Origin of the sequence: Erythrobacter tepidarius (assembly GCF_002155695.1) — a bacterium.
Lineage (GTDB): Bacteria > Pseudomonadota > Alphaproteobacteria > Sphingomonadales > Sphingomonadaceae > Erythrobacter > Erythrobacter tepidarius.
The window spans coordinates 70185-89270 of the sequence record NZ_MUYJ01000011.1 but is presented as its reverse complement, the minus strand read 5'-3'; the positions used below and the strand labels follow the sequence as shown (position 1 = coordinate 89270).

13 protein-coding genes are annotated in these 19086 nt (G+C 66.2%); 4 read left to right on the top strand and 9 right to left on the bottom strand.

The window, feature by feature from the left end:
- Positions 1–17: 17 nt before the first annotated feature.
- A complete protein-coding gene (locus BZF61_RS11855; protein ID WP_086619493.1) occupies positions 18–3227 on the top strand; it encodes a TonB-dependent receptor in 3210 nt (1069 codons plus the stop codon).
- Between the two features lie 32 nt (positions 3228–3259).
- Here the strand turns inward: BZF61_RS11855 and BZF61_RS11850 are convergent, their stop codons facing one another.
- Complete coding sequence (locus BZF61_RS11850) at positions 3260–4453, bottom strand: BaiN/RdsA family NAD(P)/FAD-dependent oxidoreductase (RefSeq protein WP_086619492.1); 1194 nt, start codon at positions 4451–4453, stop codon at positions 3260–3262.
- A 65-nt stretch (positions 4454–4518) separates the two neighbouring features.
- On the opposite strand from BZF61_RS11850, the gene uvrC reads away from it, so the two are divergent.
- Together uvrC and BZF61_RS11840 are read left to right on the top strand one after the other, a co-directional pair.
- Positions 4519–6480 carry an excinuclease ABC subunit UvrC gene (gene uvrC / locus BZF61_RS11845; protein WP_086619491.1) on the top strand — a complete coding sequence of 654 codons (1962 nt, stop codon included), beginning with the start codon at positions 4519–4521 and terminating at the stop codon, positions 6478–6480.
- A gap of 83 nt (positions 6481–6563) precedes the next feature.
- Positions 6564–7175, top strand: coding sequence for a beta/gamma crystallin-related protein (locus tag BZF61_RS11840; protein ID WP_086619490.1), 612 nt, complete (start codon positions 6564–6566; stop codon positions 7173–7175).
- A gap of 45 nt (positions 7176–7220) precedes the next feature.
- Here BZF61_RS11840 and BZF61_RS11835 read toward each other — a convergent pair whose 3' ends face one another.
- The 3 genes from BZF61_RS11835 to BZF61_RS11825 form a co-directional block, all read right to left on the bottom strand.
- Complete coding sequence (locus BZF61_RS11835; RefSeq protein WP_086619488.1) at positions 7221–8129, bottom strand: OmpA family protein; 909 nt, start codon at positions 8127–8129, stop codon at positions 7221–7223.
- Between the two features lie 190 nt (positions 8130–8319).
- On the bottom strand, positions 8320–10140 hold the full coding sequence (locus BZF61_RS11830) for a DUF885 domain-containing protein (RefSeq protein WP_086619487.1): 1821 nt from the start codon (positions 10138–10140) through the stop codon (positions 8320–8322).
- A gap of 129 nt (positions 10141–10269) precedes the next feature.
- On the bottom strand, positions 10270–11766 hold the full coding sequence (locus BZF61_RS11825; protein WP_086619485.1) for a carotenoid oxygenase family protein: 1497 nt from the start codon (positions 11764–11766) through the stop codon (positions 10270–10272).
- A 133-nt stretch (positions 11767–11899) separates the two neighbouring features.
- On the opposite strand from BZF61_RS11825, the gene BZF61_RS11820 reads away from it, so the two are divergent.
- Positions 11900–12715, top strand: a complete 816-nt coding sequence (locus BZF61_RS11820; RefSeq protein WP_086619484.1) for a universal stress protein — start codon at positions 11900–11902, stop codon at positions 12713–12715.
- 28 nt (positions 12716–12743) lie between these two features.
- Here BZF61_RS11820 and BZF61_RS11815 read toward each other — a convergent pair whose 3' ends face one another.
- The 5 genes from BZF61_RS11815 to thiL all read right to left on the bottom strand — a co-directional run bounded on the left by BZF61_RS11815 (position 12744) and on the right by thiL (position 19075).
- Positions 12744–13670, bottom strand: coding sequence for an acyl-CoA thioesterase (locus BZF61_RS11815; RefSeq protein ID WP_086619483.1), 927 nt, complete (start codon positions 13668–13670; stop codon positions 12744–12746).
- A 22-nt stretch (positions 13671–13692) separates the two neighbouring features.
- Positions 13693–14571, bottom strand: a complete 879-nt coding sequence (locus BZF61_RS11810; RefSeq protein ID WP_086619481.1) for a cupin domain-containing protein — start codon at positions 14569–14571, stop codon at positions 13693–13695.
- Positions 14568–15728: a GNAT family N-acetyltransferase gene (locus tag BZF61_RS11805; RefSeq protein ID WP_245804611.1), complete on the bottom strand. Its 1161-nt coding sequence runs from the start codon at positions 15726–15728 to the stop codon at positions 14568–14570. The genes BZF61_RS11810 and BZF61_RS11805 overlap by 4 nt, the downstream gene beginning before the upstream one ends.
- Positions 15729–15907: 179 nt before the next feature.
- Positions 15908–18052, bottom strand: coding sequence for a sodium-translocating pyrophosphatase (locus BZF61_RS11800; protein WP_086619480.1), 2145 nt, complete (start codon positions 18050–18052; stop codon positions 15908–15910).
- A gap of 165 nt (positions 18053–18217) precedes the next feature.
- The gene (gene thiL, locus BZF61_RS11795; protein WP_086619478.1) at positions 18218–19075 is read right to left on the bottom strand and encodes a thiamine-phosphate kinase; all 858 of its coding nucleotides are present in this window, start codon (positions 19073–19075) and stop codon (positions 18218–18220) included.
- Positions 19076–19086 lie beyond the last annotated feature (11 nt).

Genomic DNA, 19086 nt, shown 5'->3' with positions numbered 1-19086 from the left:
AAGATCGAAGGGACATCATGAACCTCTCCCCGCTTTTCCGCGCCATGCTGTGCGCAGGCACCTGCGCTGCCAGCCTTGCCGCGGCCCTGCCGGTGCTGGCCCGCACTGCCGGAACCGCGCAGCCGCAACCGGTCGCTTTGCCGCAGACGACCGAAGAGGACGAGCCGGAGAGCGCCAGCGGCGTGGCTGTCTCCGCGGACGAGATCGTCGTCAGCGGCAAGCGTATCCGCGGCCAGCTCATGGTCGATCAGGCCCCGCTGCTTCAGCTCGACGAGCAGGCGATCGCGGCCGAGGGGGTGACCTCGATCACCGATCTCATCGCCCAGATCAGCGCCCAGACCGGCTCGGCGCGCGGGCGCGGCGGCGGGCAACCGGTGATCCTCGTCAACGGTATCCGCATCGGGTCTTTCCGCGAATTCGCCTCCTATCCGCCCGAGGCCCTGGCGCGGGTCGAGGTATTCCCGGAGGAAGTCGCCCAGCGCTTTGGCTTTCCGCCCGATCGCCGGGTGATCAATCTGATTCTCAAGGAAAACTACTCCAACCGGGAAGTCGAGTTCGAGTTCGAGACCCCTTCGCGTGGCGGGTTCGTGCGCACCGAACAGGACTTCGGCACCCTGCGCATCGCCGATGGCGGCCGCTTCAACCTCGATTTCGAACTCTCCGACGCCTCGCTGCTGACCGAGGCCGAGCGCGACATCATCCAGACCCCGGGTTCGGTGAGCACCGTGCCGGGCGATCCCGCGCAGGCTGAATTCCGCAGCCTCACCGCCGACACCTTCAGCTTCGAGGGCAACCTCAGCTGGGCCAAGGCGCTGATCGACAGCGGCACCTCGCTTAGCGCCAACCTCAGTTACCAGCGCAACGCAAGCCGCAGTCTCGACGGGCTCAACACCGTGGTGCTGACCGCCGATCCGTCGGTGCCGGGCATCCTGCGCACCTTCGGTGCCGACACGCCGCTCGAACGCCGCAGCGCGACCGACACCGTCTCGACCGCCGGATCGCTGAACAGGCCGGTCAACAATTTCCGCCTCACCACCACCTTCGACGCAAGCCTTTCGGAAACCGAGACCCGGATCGACCGGCGTTTCGATACGGCTGCGCTGCGCGCGGCGGCGCTCGCCGGGACGCTCGCGCCCACCGGCCCGCTGCCGACTAGCGCCGATGCCGGGTTTGATATCGCGCGCAGTCGCAACATCACCGGCCAGTCACGCACCACGCTCGAAGGACCGCTCGGTGAACTGCCTGCAGGCGAGGTGCTGGCGACTTTCGATGTCGGGATCGACTGGCAGCGGATCGAAAGCGGCGACACCCGCAGCAACCAGAATACGACGCTGACCCGGCGCAATCTTTCAACCGGGGCCAATGTCGTGATCCCGCTCACCAGCCGCCGCGCCGGGGTGGCCGATGCTCTGGGGACTTTCACGCTCAACGTGCAGGCGGGCGTGGAGGATCTGAGCGATTTCGGTTTGCTGGGCGATTGGAACGCGGGGCTCAACTGGTCGCCGGTTGACGGCCTCGATCTGTCGGCAACCTATATCTGGCGCGAAGTCGCGCCGGGGCTGGCGGCGCTTGGCAATCCGATCATCACCAATTTCAACGTGCCGGTGTTCGACTTCACCAATGGCGAGACGGTGCTGGCCGATGTCATCACCGGCGGCAATCCGGCGCTTCCGGCGGAGACGCAGCGCGACTGGAAATTCGCTGCCAATTGGTCGCTGCCGTTCTGGGACAACACCCGGCTGACGGTCGAATATATCCGCAACCGTTCGGACAATGTCGTCAGCGCCTTTCCGCAGATCACTCCCGAGATCGAGGCCGCCTTCCCCGGCCGGGTGACACGCGATGCCAATGGCCGCCTGATCGCGGTCGACCGGCGTGCGGTGAGCTTTGCCAAGACCCGCGCCAACCGGGTGCAGTTCATCTTCTCGACCAATGGCAGCATCGGCGCGCCGGCGGGCGGCGGGTTCGGCGGACCAGACGGCGGCCGTCCGGCGGGTGCCGGCGGGCCTCCGGCGAGGGTGGCGGCGCCGCCGACAAACGGCCCCGCTCAGGCCCCGGTGCAGGCACCGCCAGGCGGTCCGCCGCGTTTCGGCGACGGGGCTATGCCCACGCCTGAACAGCGCGAGCAGTTCATGGCCTTCCGCGCGCGGCTGTGCGCCGATGACGGGCTTTCCTTCCTCGAGAAGCTCCTCGCCGCGATCGAAAGCGGGGCCGATATTTCCGCCGAATTTCCCGGCATCGATCCGGCGCGCCTTGCACCGATGCTTGCGCGCCAGCGCGGTGAGGACGGCAAGATCGATCCTGCGCGCCTTGCGGGTTTGCGCACCCGCATCTGCAGCTTCGATCCGGCGATGATCATGGGTGGCGGTCAGGGCGGCGGCGCTCCCGGCGGAGCGCCGGGGCAGGGCGGTGCGCCGGTGGCCAACCCGCAATTCGCCGCCTTCCGGGAACGCGCTTGCGGCCCTGACGGCACGGCTGCGATTGCCGAGCTGGTCGGCAAGATCGAGCGCGGCGAGGATGTCTCGGCCGAGCTTCCGGGTGTCGATCCCGCCTTCATCAAGATGGCGCTGGATCGTTCGCGCGCGCCTGATGGCACCATCCCTCCGCAAGCGCTCGAGCAGTTCAAGCAGCGCTTCTGCGCGATGGCGCCCGCGCCGGCGCAGGCCCGTGCCGGCGGTGCTGCGGCGACCGGCGGCGGTGCGCCCACGGGCGGGTCGGCGTTCAACCCGCTGGGCGGCCGCCAGTTCCCCGGCTTCCGCTACTTCGTCAACCTGACCCACACGATCGAGCTCGACAACGAGATCCTCATCGCCGACGGCCTGGCCCCGCTCGATCAGCTCGACGGGCAGGCGACCGGCGCTTTCGGCCTGCCGCGCTATTCGAGCCGGCTCGAAGCGGGTCTGTTCGGCAAGGGCATGGGTGTGCGCCTGTCGGGAATCTATACTGGCAAGACGCGCCTCGATGGCTCAGGTCTGCCGGGCAGCACCGATCTGTTCTTCGACGATATTGTCACCTTCAACCTGCGCCTCTTTGCCAATATCGGCGAGATCACCGGCAAGAACCAGGGCTTCCTGAAGGACACGCGGGTATCCTTGCGCGCTGACAACCTGTTCGATGCGCAGCGCAAGGTTCGGGATTCGAACGGCGACACGCCGATCAACTACCAGCCCTTCGTGATTGATCCGGTGGGCCTCTATCTCGGCATCGACCTCAGAAAGCTGTTCTAGGCGCGGCCCGGCAGCCGGTGCCTCGGCGGGGTTCAGGTGCTTGCCTCGGCCAAGGCCTCGGCGCAGGCATGGCCGCTCGCCCAGGCCCATTGGAAATTGTAGCCGCCCAGCCAGCCGGTGACGTCCACCGCCTCGCCGATGGCATAAAGGCCCGGCACCTTTGTCGCTTCCATCGTCCGGCTGGAAAGCTCCGCCGTGGCGATGCCGCCTGCGGTGACTTCGGCCTTGGCATAGCCTTCGGTGCCGTTGGGATGGAAGCGCCAGTCGGCCAGCCTGACTTGTGCTTCGCGCAGTTCCTTGTCCGCAAGGTTCCCCAACGCGCGTTCCAGTCCGAGCCGTTCAGCCAGCGCATCGGCCAAGCGATCGGGCAGGCGCTCCCTCAGCAGCGTGCGAAGCTGGGCGCGGGGGCGATCGCGCTTGGCGTCGATCAGCCAGTCGGTCGCGGCATCGGGAAGGAAGGTGATGCCGACCGCCTCGCCATGGCGCCAATAGGACGAAACTTGCAAGATCGCCGGGCCGGAGAGGCCCTTGTGGGTGAACAGCGCGGCCTCGGCGAATTGGGCTTTCCCGGCCCGGGCGAGCACCGGCGCGGCGACGCCCGACAGCTCGCGGAACAGCGCCTCCTCACCACCGAGCGTAAGAGGCACAAGGGCTGGACGGGGCTCGACCACCTTCAATCCGAACTGGCGGGCGAGGCGGTAGGCGAAATCGCTTGCACCCATTTTTGGAATGGAAGGCCCGCCGGTGGCGATCACCAGCGCGGGGGCCTGCCATTGGCGGCCATCGTTGGCGGTGACGGTGAAGCTGCCATCCTCGCCGCGCGCCACGCTTGCCACCTCTACCCCGCAGGTCAGCGCCACCTGCTCTGACGGGCATTCGGCCAGCAGCATCGCCACGATCTGCTTGGCCGAACCGTCGCAGAACAGCTGCCCCAGCGTCTTTTCGTGCCAAACGATCCTGTGCTTTTCGACCAGCGCGATGAAATCTGCCGGGGTGTAGCGGGCGAGCGTGCTCTTGGCGAAATGCGGATTGGCCGAGAGGTAATTGCCCGGCCCTGCACCCAGATTGGTGAAGTTGCAGCGCCCGCCGCCCGAAATCAGGATTTTCTTCCCCGGCGCATCGGTTTTCTCCAGCAGCACGACCTTGAGCCCGCGCTGGCCGGCCCGTCCGGCGCAGAACAGTCCGGCGGCGCCCGCACCGAGAATGATGACATCGCTCGTTTCCACGAACCTGCCGATAGGGCGCCGCTCGGCAATTGCCAATCGTCCCCCATCATCCCTATCTGGCCCCCATGGCCCGAACCCCCGCAGGCACCCCCCACGATCCGCGCGGCGCGGAGCGCTTCAACGAGGAGCGCGCCGCCCATACCGTCGCCTCGGCCCAGCCCGATCTGGAGGGCGGGGTGCGGGCGATCCGCGAGACGGTGAAGGTCTTGAAGCCGGTGCCGGGCGTCTACCGGATGCTCGATGCGCGGGGTGAGGTGCTCTATGTCGGAAAGGCGCGCTCGCTCAAGGCGCGGGTGGCGAATTACACGCAGATCGCCCAGCTTTCCGGGCGGCTCCAGCGCATGGTCAGCCAGACCCGCAGCATGGAAATCGTCATCACCAATTCCGAGGCCGAGGCGCTGCTGCTCGAAGCGCAGCTGATCAAGCGCTTCCGCCCGCCCTTCAATGTGCTGCTGCGCGACGACAAGAGTTTCCCCTTCATCCTGCTGCGCACAGACCATCCTTTCCCGCGCATCCAGAAACACCGCGGCGCGCGGCGAGCGAAGGGCAATTACTACGGGCCGTTCGCTAGTGCGGGCAGCGTCAACACTACGCTGAAAGCACTGCAGAAGTTGTTCCTGCTGCGCAGCTGCACCGACAGCTTCTTCAACAACCGCGACCGGCCCTGCCTGCTTTACCAGATCAAGCGCTGCTCTGCACCCTGCGTCGGGCGGATCGATGCAGCCGGCTATGACGCACTGGTGCGGCAGGCGAAGGATTTCCTCTCCGGCAAGTCCAGTGCGGTGCAGGCTGACTTGGAGCGGCAGATGGCCGAGGCGGCCGAGAACCTCGATTTCGAGACCGCGGCGATACTGCGTGACCGGCTGCGCGCGGCGACCTTCATCCAGGGCAGCCAAGCGATCAATGCGCAAGGCCTGGGCGATGCCGATGTCTTCGCACTGGCGGCCAGGAACGGGCAGATGAGCGTCCAGTCCTTCTTCATCCGCGGCGGGCAGAACTGGGGCCACCGCGCGCTGTTCCCGCGCCACACCGCGGATGTGGACGAGGCGCAGGTGCTGGCCGACGTGATGCTGCAATTCTACGAGGAGGTGCCCCCGCCGCCGACCATTCTGGTGGGCCGCGAACTGCCCGAGGCCGAGCTGATCGAGGCGGCACTGTCCGAACTGGCGGGCCGCAAGGTGCGCGTCTCGATCCCCGAGCGCGGCGACCGGCGCAAGCTGATGGCGCAGGCCCAGCGCAATGCCGTCGAGGCGCTGGAGCGGCGGCTGGCCGAGACCGGCACCAAGGCCAAGCTCAACCGCGAGCTGGCCGAGTTTCTGGAGCTCGACGCGCCCCCGCAGCGGATCGAGGTCTATGACAACAGCCATATCCAGGGGGCGAAGGCTGTCGGCGCAATGGTGGTCGCGGGGCCAGAGGGCTTCGAGAAGGGCCAGTATCGCAAGTTCAACATCCGCGAGGCGCAGACCAACGACGATTTCGCGATGATGCGCGAGGTGATGACGCGGCGGTTCCGCAATTTCGCGGAAGGCGCGGAAAACCCCGGGGCCAAGCCCGGCGGGCACGAAACGACACTGCCCGATCTCATCCTGATCGACGGCGGCAAGGGGCAAGTCTCCAGCGTGATGGCGGTGTTGGAGGAGATCGGGATCGCCGACGAGATCGCGGTGATCGGCATCGCCAAGGGGCCGCATCATGGGCGCGAAGCGCGCGAGGTGTTCCACTTCCCCGACGGGCGCGAGAAGATGCTGCCGCCCGGTTCACCGCTCTTGTTCCACCTCCAGAACCTGCGCGATGAGGTGCATCGCTATGTGATCGGCGCGCACCGGGCCAAGCGCTCCAAGGCGATCACCGCAAGCCCGCTCGACGAGATTCCCGGCATCGGCCCGGCCCGCAAGCGCGCGCTGCTGTTGCATTTCGGCACCGCCAGCAAAGTCCGCGCCGCCGCGCTCGAAGATCTCCAGCGCGCACCCGGTGTCAGCGCCGCCGTCGCGCGAAAGGTCTATGATTTCTATCACGCGGGCGGCTGACTGCAAAAGCTTGCAGTGTCCCGCAATGTCGGTCACTCTTGCCTCTGGATGCGCCAAGGCGCGGCAATGGGGGGGAGAATGCCATGATTGGCAAAGGATTTGCGTTGGCAATCGGTGCGCTGGCGCTGGCTGGCATTGCAGGCATGGGAATGACCGGCGCGGCAGCGCAGGAAGACAAGATGTGGCGGCCCGATCCCGCACCGGAAGCAATCATCTATCGCGATGCGGGCTATCAGGGGCCAGCTGTCAATGTCAGCGAGCCGCAGCCCAATCTGGGCCTTGCATGGCGGGTCAATTCCATCCGCGTGCGCGCAGGCCGGTGGGAATTGTGCGAGCGGATCAATTATCGCGGAAACTGCCAGATTATCGAAAGCGACCGGCCTATTCTGGGCCGACCGCTGCGTGGCCTGATGGTGCAGTCGATGCGCCCGCTCGGCTGGAGCCCGCCGGGCGGTGAACCTGGCCGCAATCCGTCGCTGCGCGGAATGGCCGCGGAGTTCTATCCGGCCCCGGCTCGGGGGGGCTACCGCGTGCTCGCCTGCCCCAATGGCAATCCCAGCAGCAATTGCGCGGCACGCACCGCCAATGATTTCTGCGTGGCGATGGGCTGGCGGCGTTCGGTGCGGCAGATGATGGAGACGGTACGACGCGAGGTCTATCTTGCCGACGTTCTGTGTTCCAACACGGGCTATTGACGGGGCCGGCGGGGCAGGAGCGAAATAGCCTGCCCCGCCATTGTCCTACTGTCCGTCGAGCGCCTTGCTGACCAGCACGTTGACCGAAACGCGGCGGTTCTGCGCCCGGCCGGCGGCGGTGGCGTTGTCAGCGGCCGGATCGGCGGTCGCCATGCCGGTCGGGGTGAGCATCCGATAGGGCTTCCACTTGCACACCTGCTGCAGGTGGTTGACCACGGCTGCGGCGCGCTTTTCCGAAAGCGCCTGATTGACCTCGGCCGAGCCGGTGGAATCGGTGTAGCCCAGCACCAGCATCAGCGCGTTCTCATTCGCGCTGGCGGCCTGCGCGGCAGCGCAAAGCTCGCTCTTGGCACGCGGCGAAAGCACCGCCTTGCCAACCTCGAAATAGACGTTGGTGGTGCTCTTGAGGTTGTACTTGTCGATATCGCCGAGGCGGCCCCGCAGGGCTTCGGTAGCGGCGGCGTTCTGCTGGATCGCCGCGCCCTGTTCGGCAAATTTCTGCGCCGTGCCGCCGCGGATCATCGCCGCGATCAGCCGATCGTCGCTGGTAAAGCGCACTTCGCTCGCCACCAGCCCCTCGCCATACTGGCGGGTGCGGATCTTGACCGGTAGGCCGTTGATCAGCGCGCTCTGGTCAAAGGTCTTGTTGCCGATCCCGAGGAACCCGCCGCGGGTGCGGATCTCGGTATCGGGGTGAAGCGTGAGGATGGTGCTGGTGCCGTCTTCGCTGGTCACCTGAAGGCGTTGGCCCTGCCGCGCCGATATGATGCCTTCGATTCGCGGGCCTTCGTTCATCTCCGCCATGGCGGGCAGGTTGCCATAGACGGTGGTCAGCACCTCGCCCCCATCGCTGTTCTGGGCGCAAAGCCCCTGTGTGGCGGAAAGGGCGAGGGTACCGGCCAACAGCGCGAGCGCGAAACGGCTGCGACGAATGCCGGGGGCAGGGGTGATCATGGTGGCACTGCTCCTGTGTTCGGGCCGGCGATCCCTTGCGGTTCGGCCCTTGTTGGCGTGTTGCCCGCGCAGAGGTGTTCATCCGATCCTTGCTGGCAAATGAACACGCAAGCCTCGGCACCCGCCGGAGCGGGCAACCGGAGTACAGTATGCGATAAGCTGATTGGTGCAGGCGCCCGGCAGGCGGCGATCAGCGCGCCGCTTGGCTGGCGATCCAGCGGTCGATCTTTTCTTCGAGGATCGTCAGCGGCAAGCCGCCGGTGCTCAGCACCTGTTCGTGAAAGGCCTTGATATCGAACCGCCGACCAAGTCTGGTCTCGGCCCGCTTGCGCAGTTCTTGGATCTTGAGCGCGCCGATCTTGTAGGCCAGCGCCTGGCTAGGAATGGCGATGTAGCGATCGACCTCGGCCACCACCTCGGTGCGGGTCATGCCCGAATTCTCCATCATGAAGTCAATCGCCTGATCGCGCGTCCAGCCCTTGGCGTGGATGCCGGTATCGACCACCAGCCGCATGGCGCGCAGCTGCTCGTCCTGCAAGGTGCCGTAGCGGTTCCACGGATCCTTGTAGAAGCCCATTTCGTTGCCAAGCGTCTCGGCATAGAGCGCCCAGCCTTCGACAAAGGCGGTGGTGCCGCCGAAGCGCATGAAAGCGGGCAGGGCCTCGTTTTCCTGTGCCAGACTGATCTGGAAGTGGTGCCCCGGCGCGCCTTCGTGCAGATAAAGTGTGACGTTGCCCGGCGTCAGGCGGCTCGGCAGGTCATAGGCGTTGAAGTAAAACACCCCCTGGCGCGACCCGTCGGGCGAGCCCGCCTGGTAGGAGCCGCCCGCCTCGAACTGTTCGGTCGAAGGATCATAGGGCCGGATTTCGAGCGGCGACTTGGGGATCAGCGAAAACAGCTCGCCGATCCTGGCATCGACCGCACGGCCGATCCGGTAATAGTCCTGCGTCAGCGCCTCGCGGGTCTTGGGCTGGAACCTGGGATCGGTGCGGACATAGTCGAAGAACTCGGCCAGCGTGCCCTTGAACTTCACTTCCTTTCTGACCTTTTCCAGCTCCGCCTTGATCCGCGCCACCTCGGACAGGCCAAGCTGGTGGATGGTTTCGGGATCGAGCGGCAGGGTGGTCGATTCCTCGACCAGCTGGGCATAGAGCCGGGCGCCGCCCTTCATTTGGGAAAGGCCGATGCTGTCGCGCGCAGCGGGAAGATATTCGTTCTTGAGAAAGTCCCGCAGACGTGTGTTGGCGGCATAGAGCTCGCGGGTCTTGGCCTCGTAGGCGGCGGTCAGGCGCGCCTTGTCGGGTTCGCTGATGCCTTCGGGGTATGCCTTGGTCGGCGCCATGTATTGCGAATCCGCCAGCGGGATCGCCAGCTGGGTATCGAGCTGGGTGATCATGATCCCGACCGTGAGCTTGGTCTCGACCACGCCGCTGGCCATGCCTTCGCGGAACTTGGCGATCGCCCGGTCGATGAAGGCGATATAGTCGTCGTGGCGCGCCAGATTGTCCTCGTAATTGGCAAGGGTCTTGAAGGGCGCCACGCCCTTGCCGCTGGCAAAGGTCGGATAGAAGGTGTGCAGCCCGAAGAAGTGGTTGAGCGGGCGCACCTCGGTCAGCGCACGGATATCGTCGCTCGCACCCTTGAGCTTCTGTTGCTCGGTATATTTGAACACGTCATAGGCAAGCTGATCGGTGGGCGAAAGCTTGCTCCGATCGATCTGGGCGAGCAGCGCGAGATTGAGCTGGGTGTCGGTGCGCGCGGCGAGGAAGGCAGAGTCGGTCAGGAAGTCGCCGAGCCGCCGGGCGTTCGTGTCGTCGCCGCGGAACAGGCGGTTGAGCGGATTGAGCGCCAGTTCGCGCGCGTCGGCATCGTCGAACAGCGCGAAGAGCTTGTCGTGCTCGCTCTGGGCGATCGGGGCGGCTGCGGCATCTGGCGGCGCGCTTCCAGCCAGCGCAGGGGTAGCGACAAGCAGCAGCGCGCTCGACGCGGCGAGGACAAGGCGAAGATTCATTGGTGCTCCCCCGGGGATCGGAATTCTCGCCAGCCGCTAGGACGGCAGCCATGCCTGCACAAGCGTGCGGGCGACGAGCGCGCGAGGCGCTTCGACCGATGTCATGCCTCCGGCTGGCGGCAGGCTGAGTCAGGCAACCGCGAACCGGCTTGCGTGAAAGGCAGCATCCTTGCGCAGCTGATCATGTTCGACCCACACCGAATGCGTCCCCGAACAGATCTTGTGCGGCAGCGCGAGGCGGCAGATCGGACCCTTGGTGACATCGCTGGCATCAAGGATGGCGCATTCGGACGTGCCGCTATTCTCGTCGATGAGGAAGGTCACGAGATAGCCGTCGTCTTCCATGCTGGCGCCTTTCCGCGGGATCATCGGGCTTTCGCTGGCATAGACGCCTTCCGGCAGGCGATAGACCTGTTCCTCGCCGGTCTGGGTATCGTGGCGGACATAGCCGTTGAACAGGAACCAGCCGGGCCGCGTGGTGGTGGACCAGACATAGCGGCTCTTGCGCATAGCGAACTTTGGATTGATCATGCCGAACTCGACGATGCGCTCGCTCAGCCGCTCCTCGCGGGTCTCGCCGGTGCGCAAGTTGAAGCGCCAGCGGTGCAGGCGGCTCTGGAAGGAATGTTCGTCGACGTAGGCCATCATGTGGCTGTATCGACCCATCTCCTCGAGCGGATCGGGCATGGGCTTGGCCTGATGGTAGCCTTCGAGGATCACCTCGTCGCCTTCTTCCCACGCATTGGTCCAGTGCAGCACATAGGTTGGCGCCGCCTCGAACCAGCGGATATCCGCCGTGCCGCCGTGGCGCGGGATCAGCGCGAAGCGGGTCGGCAGGTCCGGATGCAGGCGTGCGGCGTGGATATTGCGGGTGAGCAGCGCCTCGTCCCAGAACAGCGGCATGTCATTGAGGATCGACCAGTTCTTGGTGATTGCCATATCGTGCGGCAGGCGCGGCCCCGGTAGCGGGACGGGGACGTAGTGCACCAGCCGCCCTTCGCGGTTGACCACGCCGTAATGCATGAAAGGCGGATATTTCGCGTAGTTGAAGAACATCAGCTCGCCGGTCTCCTCATCCACCTTGGGATGGGCCGAGATGCCATCGAGCGGCACCCATGGAGCCTTGCCAAGGTTCGCGAGTGTCACCGGATCAAGCATCCACGCCTCGCCGCATTGGTAGAGCGTCGCATAGGCGATCCCGGCATGGACGATGATGTCGGTCGATCCGGTGTCCTTGAGGCCTCCATGCGCGCCGAAGCCGGGACGTTTCGAGGTGCCCCACGGATCCATCAGCCCGCCCCACAGCGATTGGCCTGCGATCTGCTCGGCCTCGAAGCAATGGGTGCGCACGAAGCGGTTGCGGTAACTTGCCTTGCCGCCGGAAATATTGACCTGATGGATCATCGCATCGCCATCGAAGGGGTGGTGGCGGCCCAAGGGCTGATGCACCTGGTTTTCGGTGTTGCGCAGGTAGATGCCGTCGATGTCGGGGGGAATCGCGCCTTCGAGCACCGGCAGTTCGGCAACGTCGACTTCCTCGTGCAGCGGCGTCCAGGGACCCGTGAGATAGGGGTGGTTCGACGGCTCGAGGCTGGTCTTTATTGGCGGATGGCGCGTGATCTGCATGCTTGCTCTCCCATGAGACAGGAAAATGAACCGGCAAGGCGTGCCGTGCAAGCCGCGGCGCGAAAATTGATCTGGGTCAAGGCGGGCGTAACATTCCCTGGCCATCTTCGGTCTCATCTGTAGGAGAACAGTTATGAAATCGATCCTGCTGCACATCGATCACGACGCGGCGATGATCGCGCGGCTGCAAGTGGCGCTGGACATTGCCCGGGCGACCAATGGCCACATCACCTGCCTGCAGGCGATCAGCTACGAAGTCTTCGCCCCCGGCGACTTCTATGGCTCGGCGATTGCCGCCGCGATGCCGGTGATCAAGGAGAACGCCGAAAAGCTGCGCGCCGAAACCGAAGCGCGGCTGGCGGGCGAGGATGTCGCCTGGGACTGGCGCTTCGTCTACGGGATCGCGCCCGATCGTCTGCTGGAACATTCTCCGCTGGCCGATCTGGTGATCGTTGGCCCATCGGATTCCGGATCGGGCGGACGCGGGCCGTCGGCCTTGGCCGGCGATCTGGCGCTGCGCGCCCCGGTGCCGGTGCTGGTGGTGCCGCAGGACACCGCCCGTTACGATGTCAGCGCGCCGGTGATGGTGGCTTGGAACGGCTCGTCCGAGGCCGCCCATGCCCTGCGCGCGGCGGTGCCGCTGCTGGCGGCATCGCGCAAGGTATGGCTGGTGAGCGTGGCCGAGGAAAAGGATAAGCCGCGTTTCGACTTTCCTTCGCTCGAAGGGGCGCAATATCTCAGCCGCCACGGGATCGCCTGCGAAGTGGTCGAGGTGCCCAAGAGCGCGGCCGGTGTCGCCGACGCGCTGCTCTCTGCGGCACGGATGCGCGAATGCGGGCTGATGGTGATGGGCGCCTATGGCCATTCGCGGCTGGCGGAACTGCTGCTCGGCGGAGTGACCCGCAAGATGCTGACCAAGCCGGCCATGCCCATTCTTCTGGCGCATTAGTCGCTCGCGCGCTCGGGCGCCGGGCGGGTTAGGGCCGGGCAAGCCTTTTTCGCATCATCCCTTCCTGCGCGACGCTCGCGACCAGCTCGCCCGCCTGATTGAATATCCGCCCGCGGTTGAACCCCCGCCCGCCGCCGCTCCACGGCGCGTCGGTGGCATAAAGCAGCCATTCGTCCGCGCGCGCATCGCGGTGGAACCAGATCGCGTGATCGAGGCTCGCGCCGACCAGCTCGCCGCGCATCCAGCTCAGGCCGTGCGGCAGGGCGCTGGTGCCGAGCAAGGTGTAGTCGCTGGCATAGGTGATGATCGCGCGGTGGAGTTCGGGCGTGTCGTCCGCGCCCGTGATCGGCGCACAGACCCGGAACCACGTATGCGCGCGAGGCGGGCGCGGCTCGCGGCTCATCCAGTGGAGCGCATCGCAGGTGCGCATCTCGATCGGGCGCGGGCGCAGCATCAGGCGGCGCTGGCTTTCGCCGAGACGGTCACCCCAGGCTTCGACGAGCGCGCGGCGCTGCTCCATATCCGGGCGCAGATCATCGGGGTGGGGCACATCGGGCATCGGCGCATCATTGTGCTCAAGGCCCTCCTCGGGCCTCTGGAAACTGGCGGTGAGGTTGAGGATCGGCACCGGCATTCCGTGCTCATCCTCCTGGCTGGCGACCACCCGGCGGTTGGCGAAGCTGCGTCCGTCGAAATCGCGCGCGATGCGATATTCGATCGGCGCCCCCTCGCGCCCGCCGCGCAGGAAATAGGCGTGCAGTGAATGGGCGCGCTTGCCGTCGGTGACCGAGGCTTGCGCCGCCTGGAGCGCCTGGGCCAGCACCTGCCCGCCGAACACGCGCCCGACTCCGTCGGCCTGGGGTGGCCCGGCGTAAACGTCGGCGGCACGCTTTTCGACGGTCAAAAGGCGGATCAGGCTGGTGAGGAGCTCTTCAGGGTCGGTCGTATCAGTCATGGCGCAAGGCCATGCGTTCGGCTTAGGAACCCGTCAAGCCGAGACGGCGCATGATACGCAAGGCATAGGCCTTGGCATAGTTCTGACGCGGCCAGCGCCCCGGAGCCTTGGGGGACAGCCCGCGTCGGCGCAGCATCGCATTGAACACGCGCGCGTCGCTTTCGCGGTAGCTCCACGCGCTGCGCCAGGTGATCGACAGCGAGACCGAGGGCGCCGGGCCGTTCTTTACGAAGTGTGGCGCCATCACCGGCACGAACAGCGCCTCGCCTGGGCCGATCGGGAATTCAGTGCCATGGGCGAGGAAGCCGTCATCCCACTTCAATTCGCGCGGGCCGCCCGAATGGTAGATTTCGTGGGCCTCGTCCGGCACGAAGCGGGTATCGCCCGCCGGAAACTGGGTCATCACCTTGCTTCCTCTGATCTGGAGCAGGATATTGTGTTCAGGATCAAAGTGATAGGGCGTGACCGAATTGGGGCTGGAGACGAAGACGAAGCCCTGTGGTGTCAGCATCGCGCCCGTGGCAGCTTCGATTTCAGGGCGGATTTCCTCCAGCAGGCCCAGCAGCAGGTCTTCGTAAGCCGGCACCTGTTCGATGTTCTTGAGCACTGCCCAGCTCTGCGCTTCGGCGATGCGGCGGATGGTTTCGGCGATGGTAAGGCCGTTGGAACCCGGCTTGCCGTCCACCCCGATCGGCAGATCGCCGCGGTTGTATTCGACCGATGCGATCGGGAGCTTCTCGGCGAGCTGCGCCAGCGCTTCGATTTCCAGCAGCGGATGGCTGGTAAGACTGTGCGTCAGGATATGCGGGCGCTCGGGATAATGTGCGGCAAAGCGGGCGCGGGCAGACGGGCCGAACACGCTCGCGGGCCGCGCGTCGGTGAAAGGGGTCGGAGCGTTCATGCGGACTTCCTCGGGCGGGTTTCATAGGCCATCAGCAGGTGGAACAGCGCGCGCCGCGCCGCACCCCCGATGGCAATGTTGCAGCTGACCATGCGGCGCCTTGCGCGCCACAGGCGTTCGATCATCGGGTGGCCCTCGATCGCGCAGCTGTCGGCCCACTGCACATCGGGGCGTTCGAGCAGCGCGAGGTTTTCCAGTTGCAGCAGCATCCCCGGCGAGAAGCGCGCATAGGCCTCGTCGAAGGCGGTCTTGAAGCTGTAGGCGCCGGGCGGGGTGATGAAATTGACCAGCATCGCAATCGCCCGCCCGTCGAGCCGCAGCGCCAGCCGCTCGAGCCGTCCGGCCGCGGCCGCACCCGCAAGCGACTGCGTGAACAGCGCGGTGGTTTCGGGCGCGCAGGCCAGCGCCGAGCCGGCCTTGCCCTTCCACCCGGCCGCCTCGAGCGCCAGAAATTCTGCTGTCCAGTCGGCCAGCCCGGCCGCGCCCTCCAGCCGCTCGAAGACAAGCGTGCCTTCTTCGGCAAGGCGATTGTGCTGGCGGCGCAGTTCCTTGCGCTTCTTGGCGCTCAGCGATGCTGCGAGATATTCGGCGGCCGTCGCCTCACCGCCAAGCAGGGCGCGGTTTTCCTCGGCCACGCGGTAATAGGCGCGCGCTCCGCCGACAAGCACGCGTTCGAGCGCGGCGTTTACCGGGCCATCGGCGGGCAGCAGCGGCAGGTGCAGGAACAGCGCGCGACGGGCCGTGCGGTCGAAATGGGCGAGCAGAGCGCGCCAGAACTCCTGCTCCAGTCCGGCCGCCACCAGCGGGACGCCGCAGAAGGCATTGGCATGGAGCCAGACGGTCGCATGGGTGACGACATGACTATAGTAACGCGCGCTGCGGACGATCGGCAGCAGTCCGGCAAGGCGTCCGGCGTGGAACCAGGCCTTGACGGTCACCGGGCCAGCCGCGCCGCGATGCCGCAGCGAGGGGACGAGAAACCACGGTTCGAAGAAGGGATTGGGCTCGGCCGCGCGCTTTACCAGCTGCTCCCAGGCGGCGATGAAGGCGGGTTCGGTGAGGTCGGTGAGCGAGAGCAGGCGGACGATGCCGGATTGCGTGCCGGGCGCGGCAGACGCGCTGCGGTTGCGAAACCTGTCCGCGCCTGCCATGTCCATTGCCGTTAACCCTGCCTTGCCGCACCGAACCGCGCGTTTCGCGGGCGCTATGCCACACAGCGATTAAGAAAGCCTCAGCGGCCTGCGGGCCTGTCCGATGGGGGGACAAGCAAAGCAGCAAAGATAAACCCCGCCGGAATCGCTCCGGCGGGGTGAAGGTTTACACCATCGGCGGTGGCTTACGCCGCGCTGTGCGCCAGCGCCGCCAGCAGCAGCAGCGCGACGATGTTGGTGATCTTGATCATCGGGTTGACGGCCGGGCCAGCGGTGTCCTTGTAGGGATCGCCGACGGTGTCCCCTGTCACCGCGGCCTTGTGGGCTTCACTGCCCTTGCCGCCGTGATTGCCGTCCTCGATATACTTCTTGGCGTTGTCCCACGCGCCGCCTCCGGCGGTCATCGAGAGCGCCACGAACAGCCCGCCGACGATCACGCCCAGCAGCAGCGCGCCCAGCGCGGCAAAGCCATTGTCCTGCCCCGCGATCAGGGTGATCACGAAGTAGACCACGACCGGGGTCAACACCGGCAGCAGCGAGGGGATGATCATCTCCCTGATCGCCGCCTTGGTGACGAGGTCGACGGTCTTGGCGTAGTTCGGCTTGCTGGTGCCGGCCATGATGCCCGGATCATTGGCGAACTGCTCGCGCACGTCGACCACCACGTCGCCCGCCGCACGGCCCACCGCGGTCATGCCCATCGCCCCGAACAGGTAGGGCAGCAGCGCGCCGAGGAACAGGCCGACGATGACATAGGGGTTTTCCAGGCTGAACGAGATTTCCCCATTGCCGGGATCGCCGTCGAGGAAGGCCGGGAAGAACGCCCGCAGATCGGTGGTGTAGGCGGCGAACAGCACCAGCGCACCGAGGCCCGCCGAACCGATCGCGTAGCCCTTGGTCACCGCCTTGGTGGTGTTGCCCACCGCGTCGAGCAGGTCGGTCTTCTCGCGCACGCTGTCTTCCAGCCCCGACATCTCGGCAATCCCGCCGGCGTTGTCGGTGACCGGGCCATAGGCGTCGAGCGCCACGACCATCCCCGCCAACGCCAGCATCGCGGTGGCCGCATAGGCGATACCCATCAGACCGGCGAGCTGGAAGGCGATGATGATGCCGCCCGCGATCACGATGGTCGGCAGCGCGGTGGATTCGAGGCTGATGGCAAGGCCCTGGATCACATTTGTGCCGTGGCCGGTTTCCGAGGCCTTGGCGATCGAGCGCACCGGACGATAACCCGTGCCGGTGTAATATTCGGTGATCCAGATGATCAGACCGGTGATCACCAAACCCAGCAGCGCGCAGTAGAACAACTCGCGGCCGTTGAATTCCACCATGCCCTGATCCGGGTTGATGATGGTGTTCATGTCCATGCCGACCGAACCCAGCGCGAACTGCGTCACGAACCAGATCAGCGGGATTGAGGTAACGGCGGTGACGATGAACCCCTTGTACATCGCGCCCATCACATTGGTGCCGCCTCCGAGACGGACAAAAAATGTGCCGAGGATCGAGGTGACGATGCACGCGCCGCCAATCAGCAAAGGCAGCGTCATGAGCGGCAGCAGCAGATCGCCGAGCTGGGTCAGCAGCAGCGCGGTGAGCACCATGGTGGCGCCGACGGTGACGACATAGGTCTCGAACAGGTCGGCGGCCATGCCGGCGCAGTCGCCCACGTTGTCGCCGACGTTGTCCGCGATCACCGCGGGGTTGCGCGGATCATCCTCGGGAATGCCCGCTTCGACCTTGCCGACGAGGTCAGCGCCGACATCGGCGGCCTTGGTGAAGATGCCGCCGCCAAGGCGCGCGAAGATCGAGATCAGCGAGGCGCCGAAGGCAAGGCCGACAAGACCATCGACCACGGTGCGCGCCGACGGGCTCAGGCCCATCGGGCCGACCAGCACATAGAAGAACACGGCAATCGCCAGAAGCGCGAGCCCGGCGACCAGCAGGCCGGTGATCGCGCCCGCGCGGAAGGCCAGGGTCAGGCCCGCCTGCAGGCCGGTGCTCGCCGCCTGCGCGGTGCGGACATTGGCGCGCACAGAGATGTTCATGCCGATATAGCCGGCGACGCCCGAAAGGACCGCGCCGGTAACGAAGCCGATCGCCGGTATCACGCCGAGCGCAACCGCGACCACAGCCGCAACGACGAGGCCAACGATGGCAATGGTCGTGTACTGGCGGTTGAGATAGGCCTTTGCGCCTTCCTGGATCGCTGCGGCAATCTCCTGCATTTTCGCATTGCCGGCGCTCGCCCCGAGCACCTGGCTGCCGGTGATCACCCCATAGACAACGGCGAGCAATCCCAGCCCGATGGAAATCAGCAATAGGTTCACGAGTTATCCCCTCTCGTTTGTGTTCTGTCCCTGACGGGAAGCCCCGCGCGCGTCCGACATCCCGCGGGCGCGAGGGCGCTTACTCATAGGCGCTCGATTCCGGCTGGCAAGCCTCGGGGGCGCGCGAAAGCGGGCTTTTGCTGGGCTTTCACCAGATTTGGCAGGTCAGCCGTGGCAGTAGCCGAGGTCGGCAGGATCGGGGAGCGGGGTCCCGTCGAGCCAGAGGGGGGCGCGCTCGCGCGCGCACACCGTGCCGATGCGGGTCGCCGGCACGGGCACACGGGTGCTCTCCGGCACGGTGAACAACAATTCGTAATCGTCCCCCCAGCGCAAACATTCGCCAGCGCGCGCGCGGCAGGCCACGGGAACGGCGGCACTCTCGATCGCGAGCGTCACGCCGCTGGCCCAGCCCATGCGCCAGCAATCGAGCAGCAGCCCGTCGGAGATGTCCATCATCGCGCTCACCAGCGGGGCCAGCGCGATGCCTTCGGCAAGGCGCGGCACTGGCCGGTTGAAGGCGACAAGGTGTTGCGCATCGCCCTCGTAGCCCAGCATCGCCCGCCCGATCGGGCCGGTGACGTAGATCGCATCGCCAGCCTGCGCGCCCTTGCGTGAGGGCACGGGGCAATGGGTGGCGCGCCCGATCGCGGTCAGGCCGTAGGTGCTGGTGCCGGTGGTGGCGACGGTATCGCCGCCCATCAGCGCCACTCCGTGGGTGCGCAGGCCCTCGTCGAGACCGGCGAGGAAGCGGGCATCGTCACCCCCGAGCGAATAGCCCAGCAGCACGCCGACCGGCTCGGCGCCCTTCGCGGCCAGATCGGAAAGGTTCGCGGCCAGCAGCTTCCACGCGACATCGGCCATGTCGGCATCACCGAGGAAGTGGGTATCCTCCACCATCATGTCATGGGTGATGATCAGGGTCTCGCCACCCACGCGCAGCACCGCGCAATCATCCTCCAGCCCGCGCGCCCCGGGATGGAGCGGCAGCTTGCGCAGGGCGGCGACGAATTCGGTCTCGTTCATGATGCGGGGCC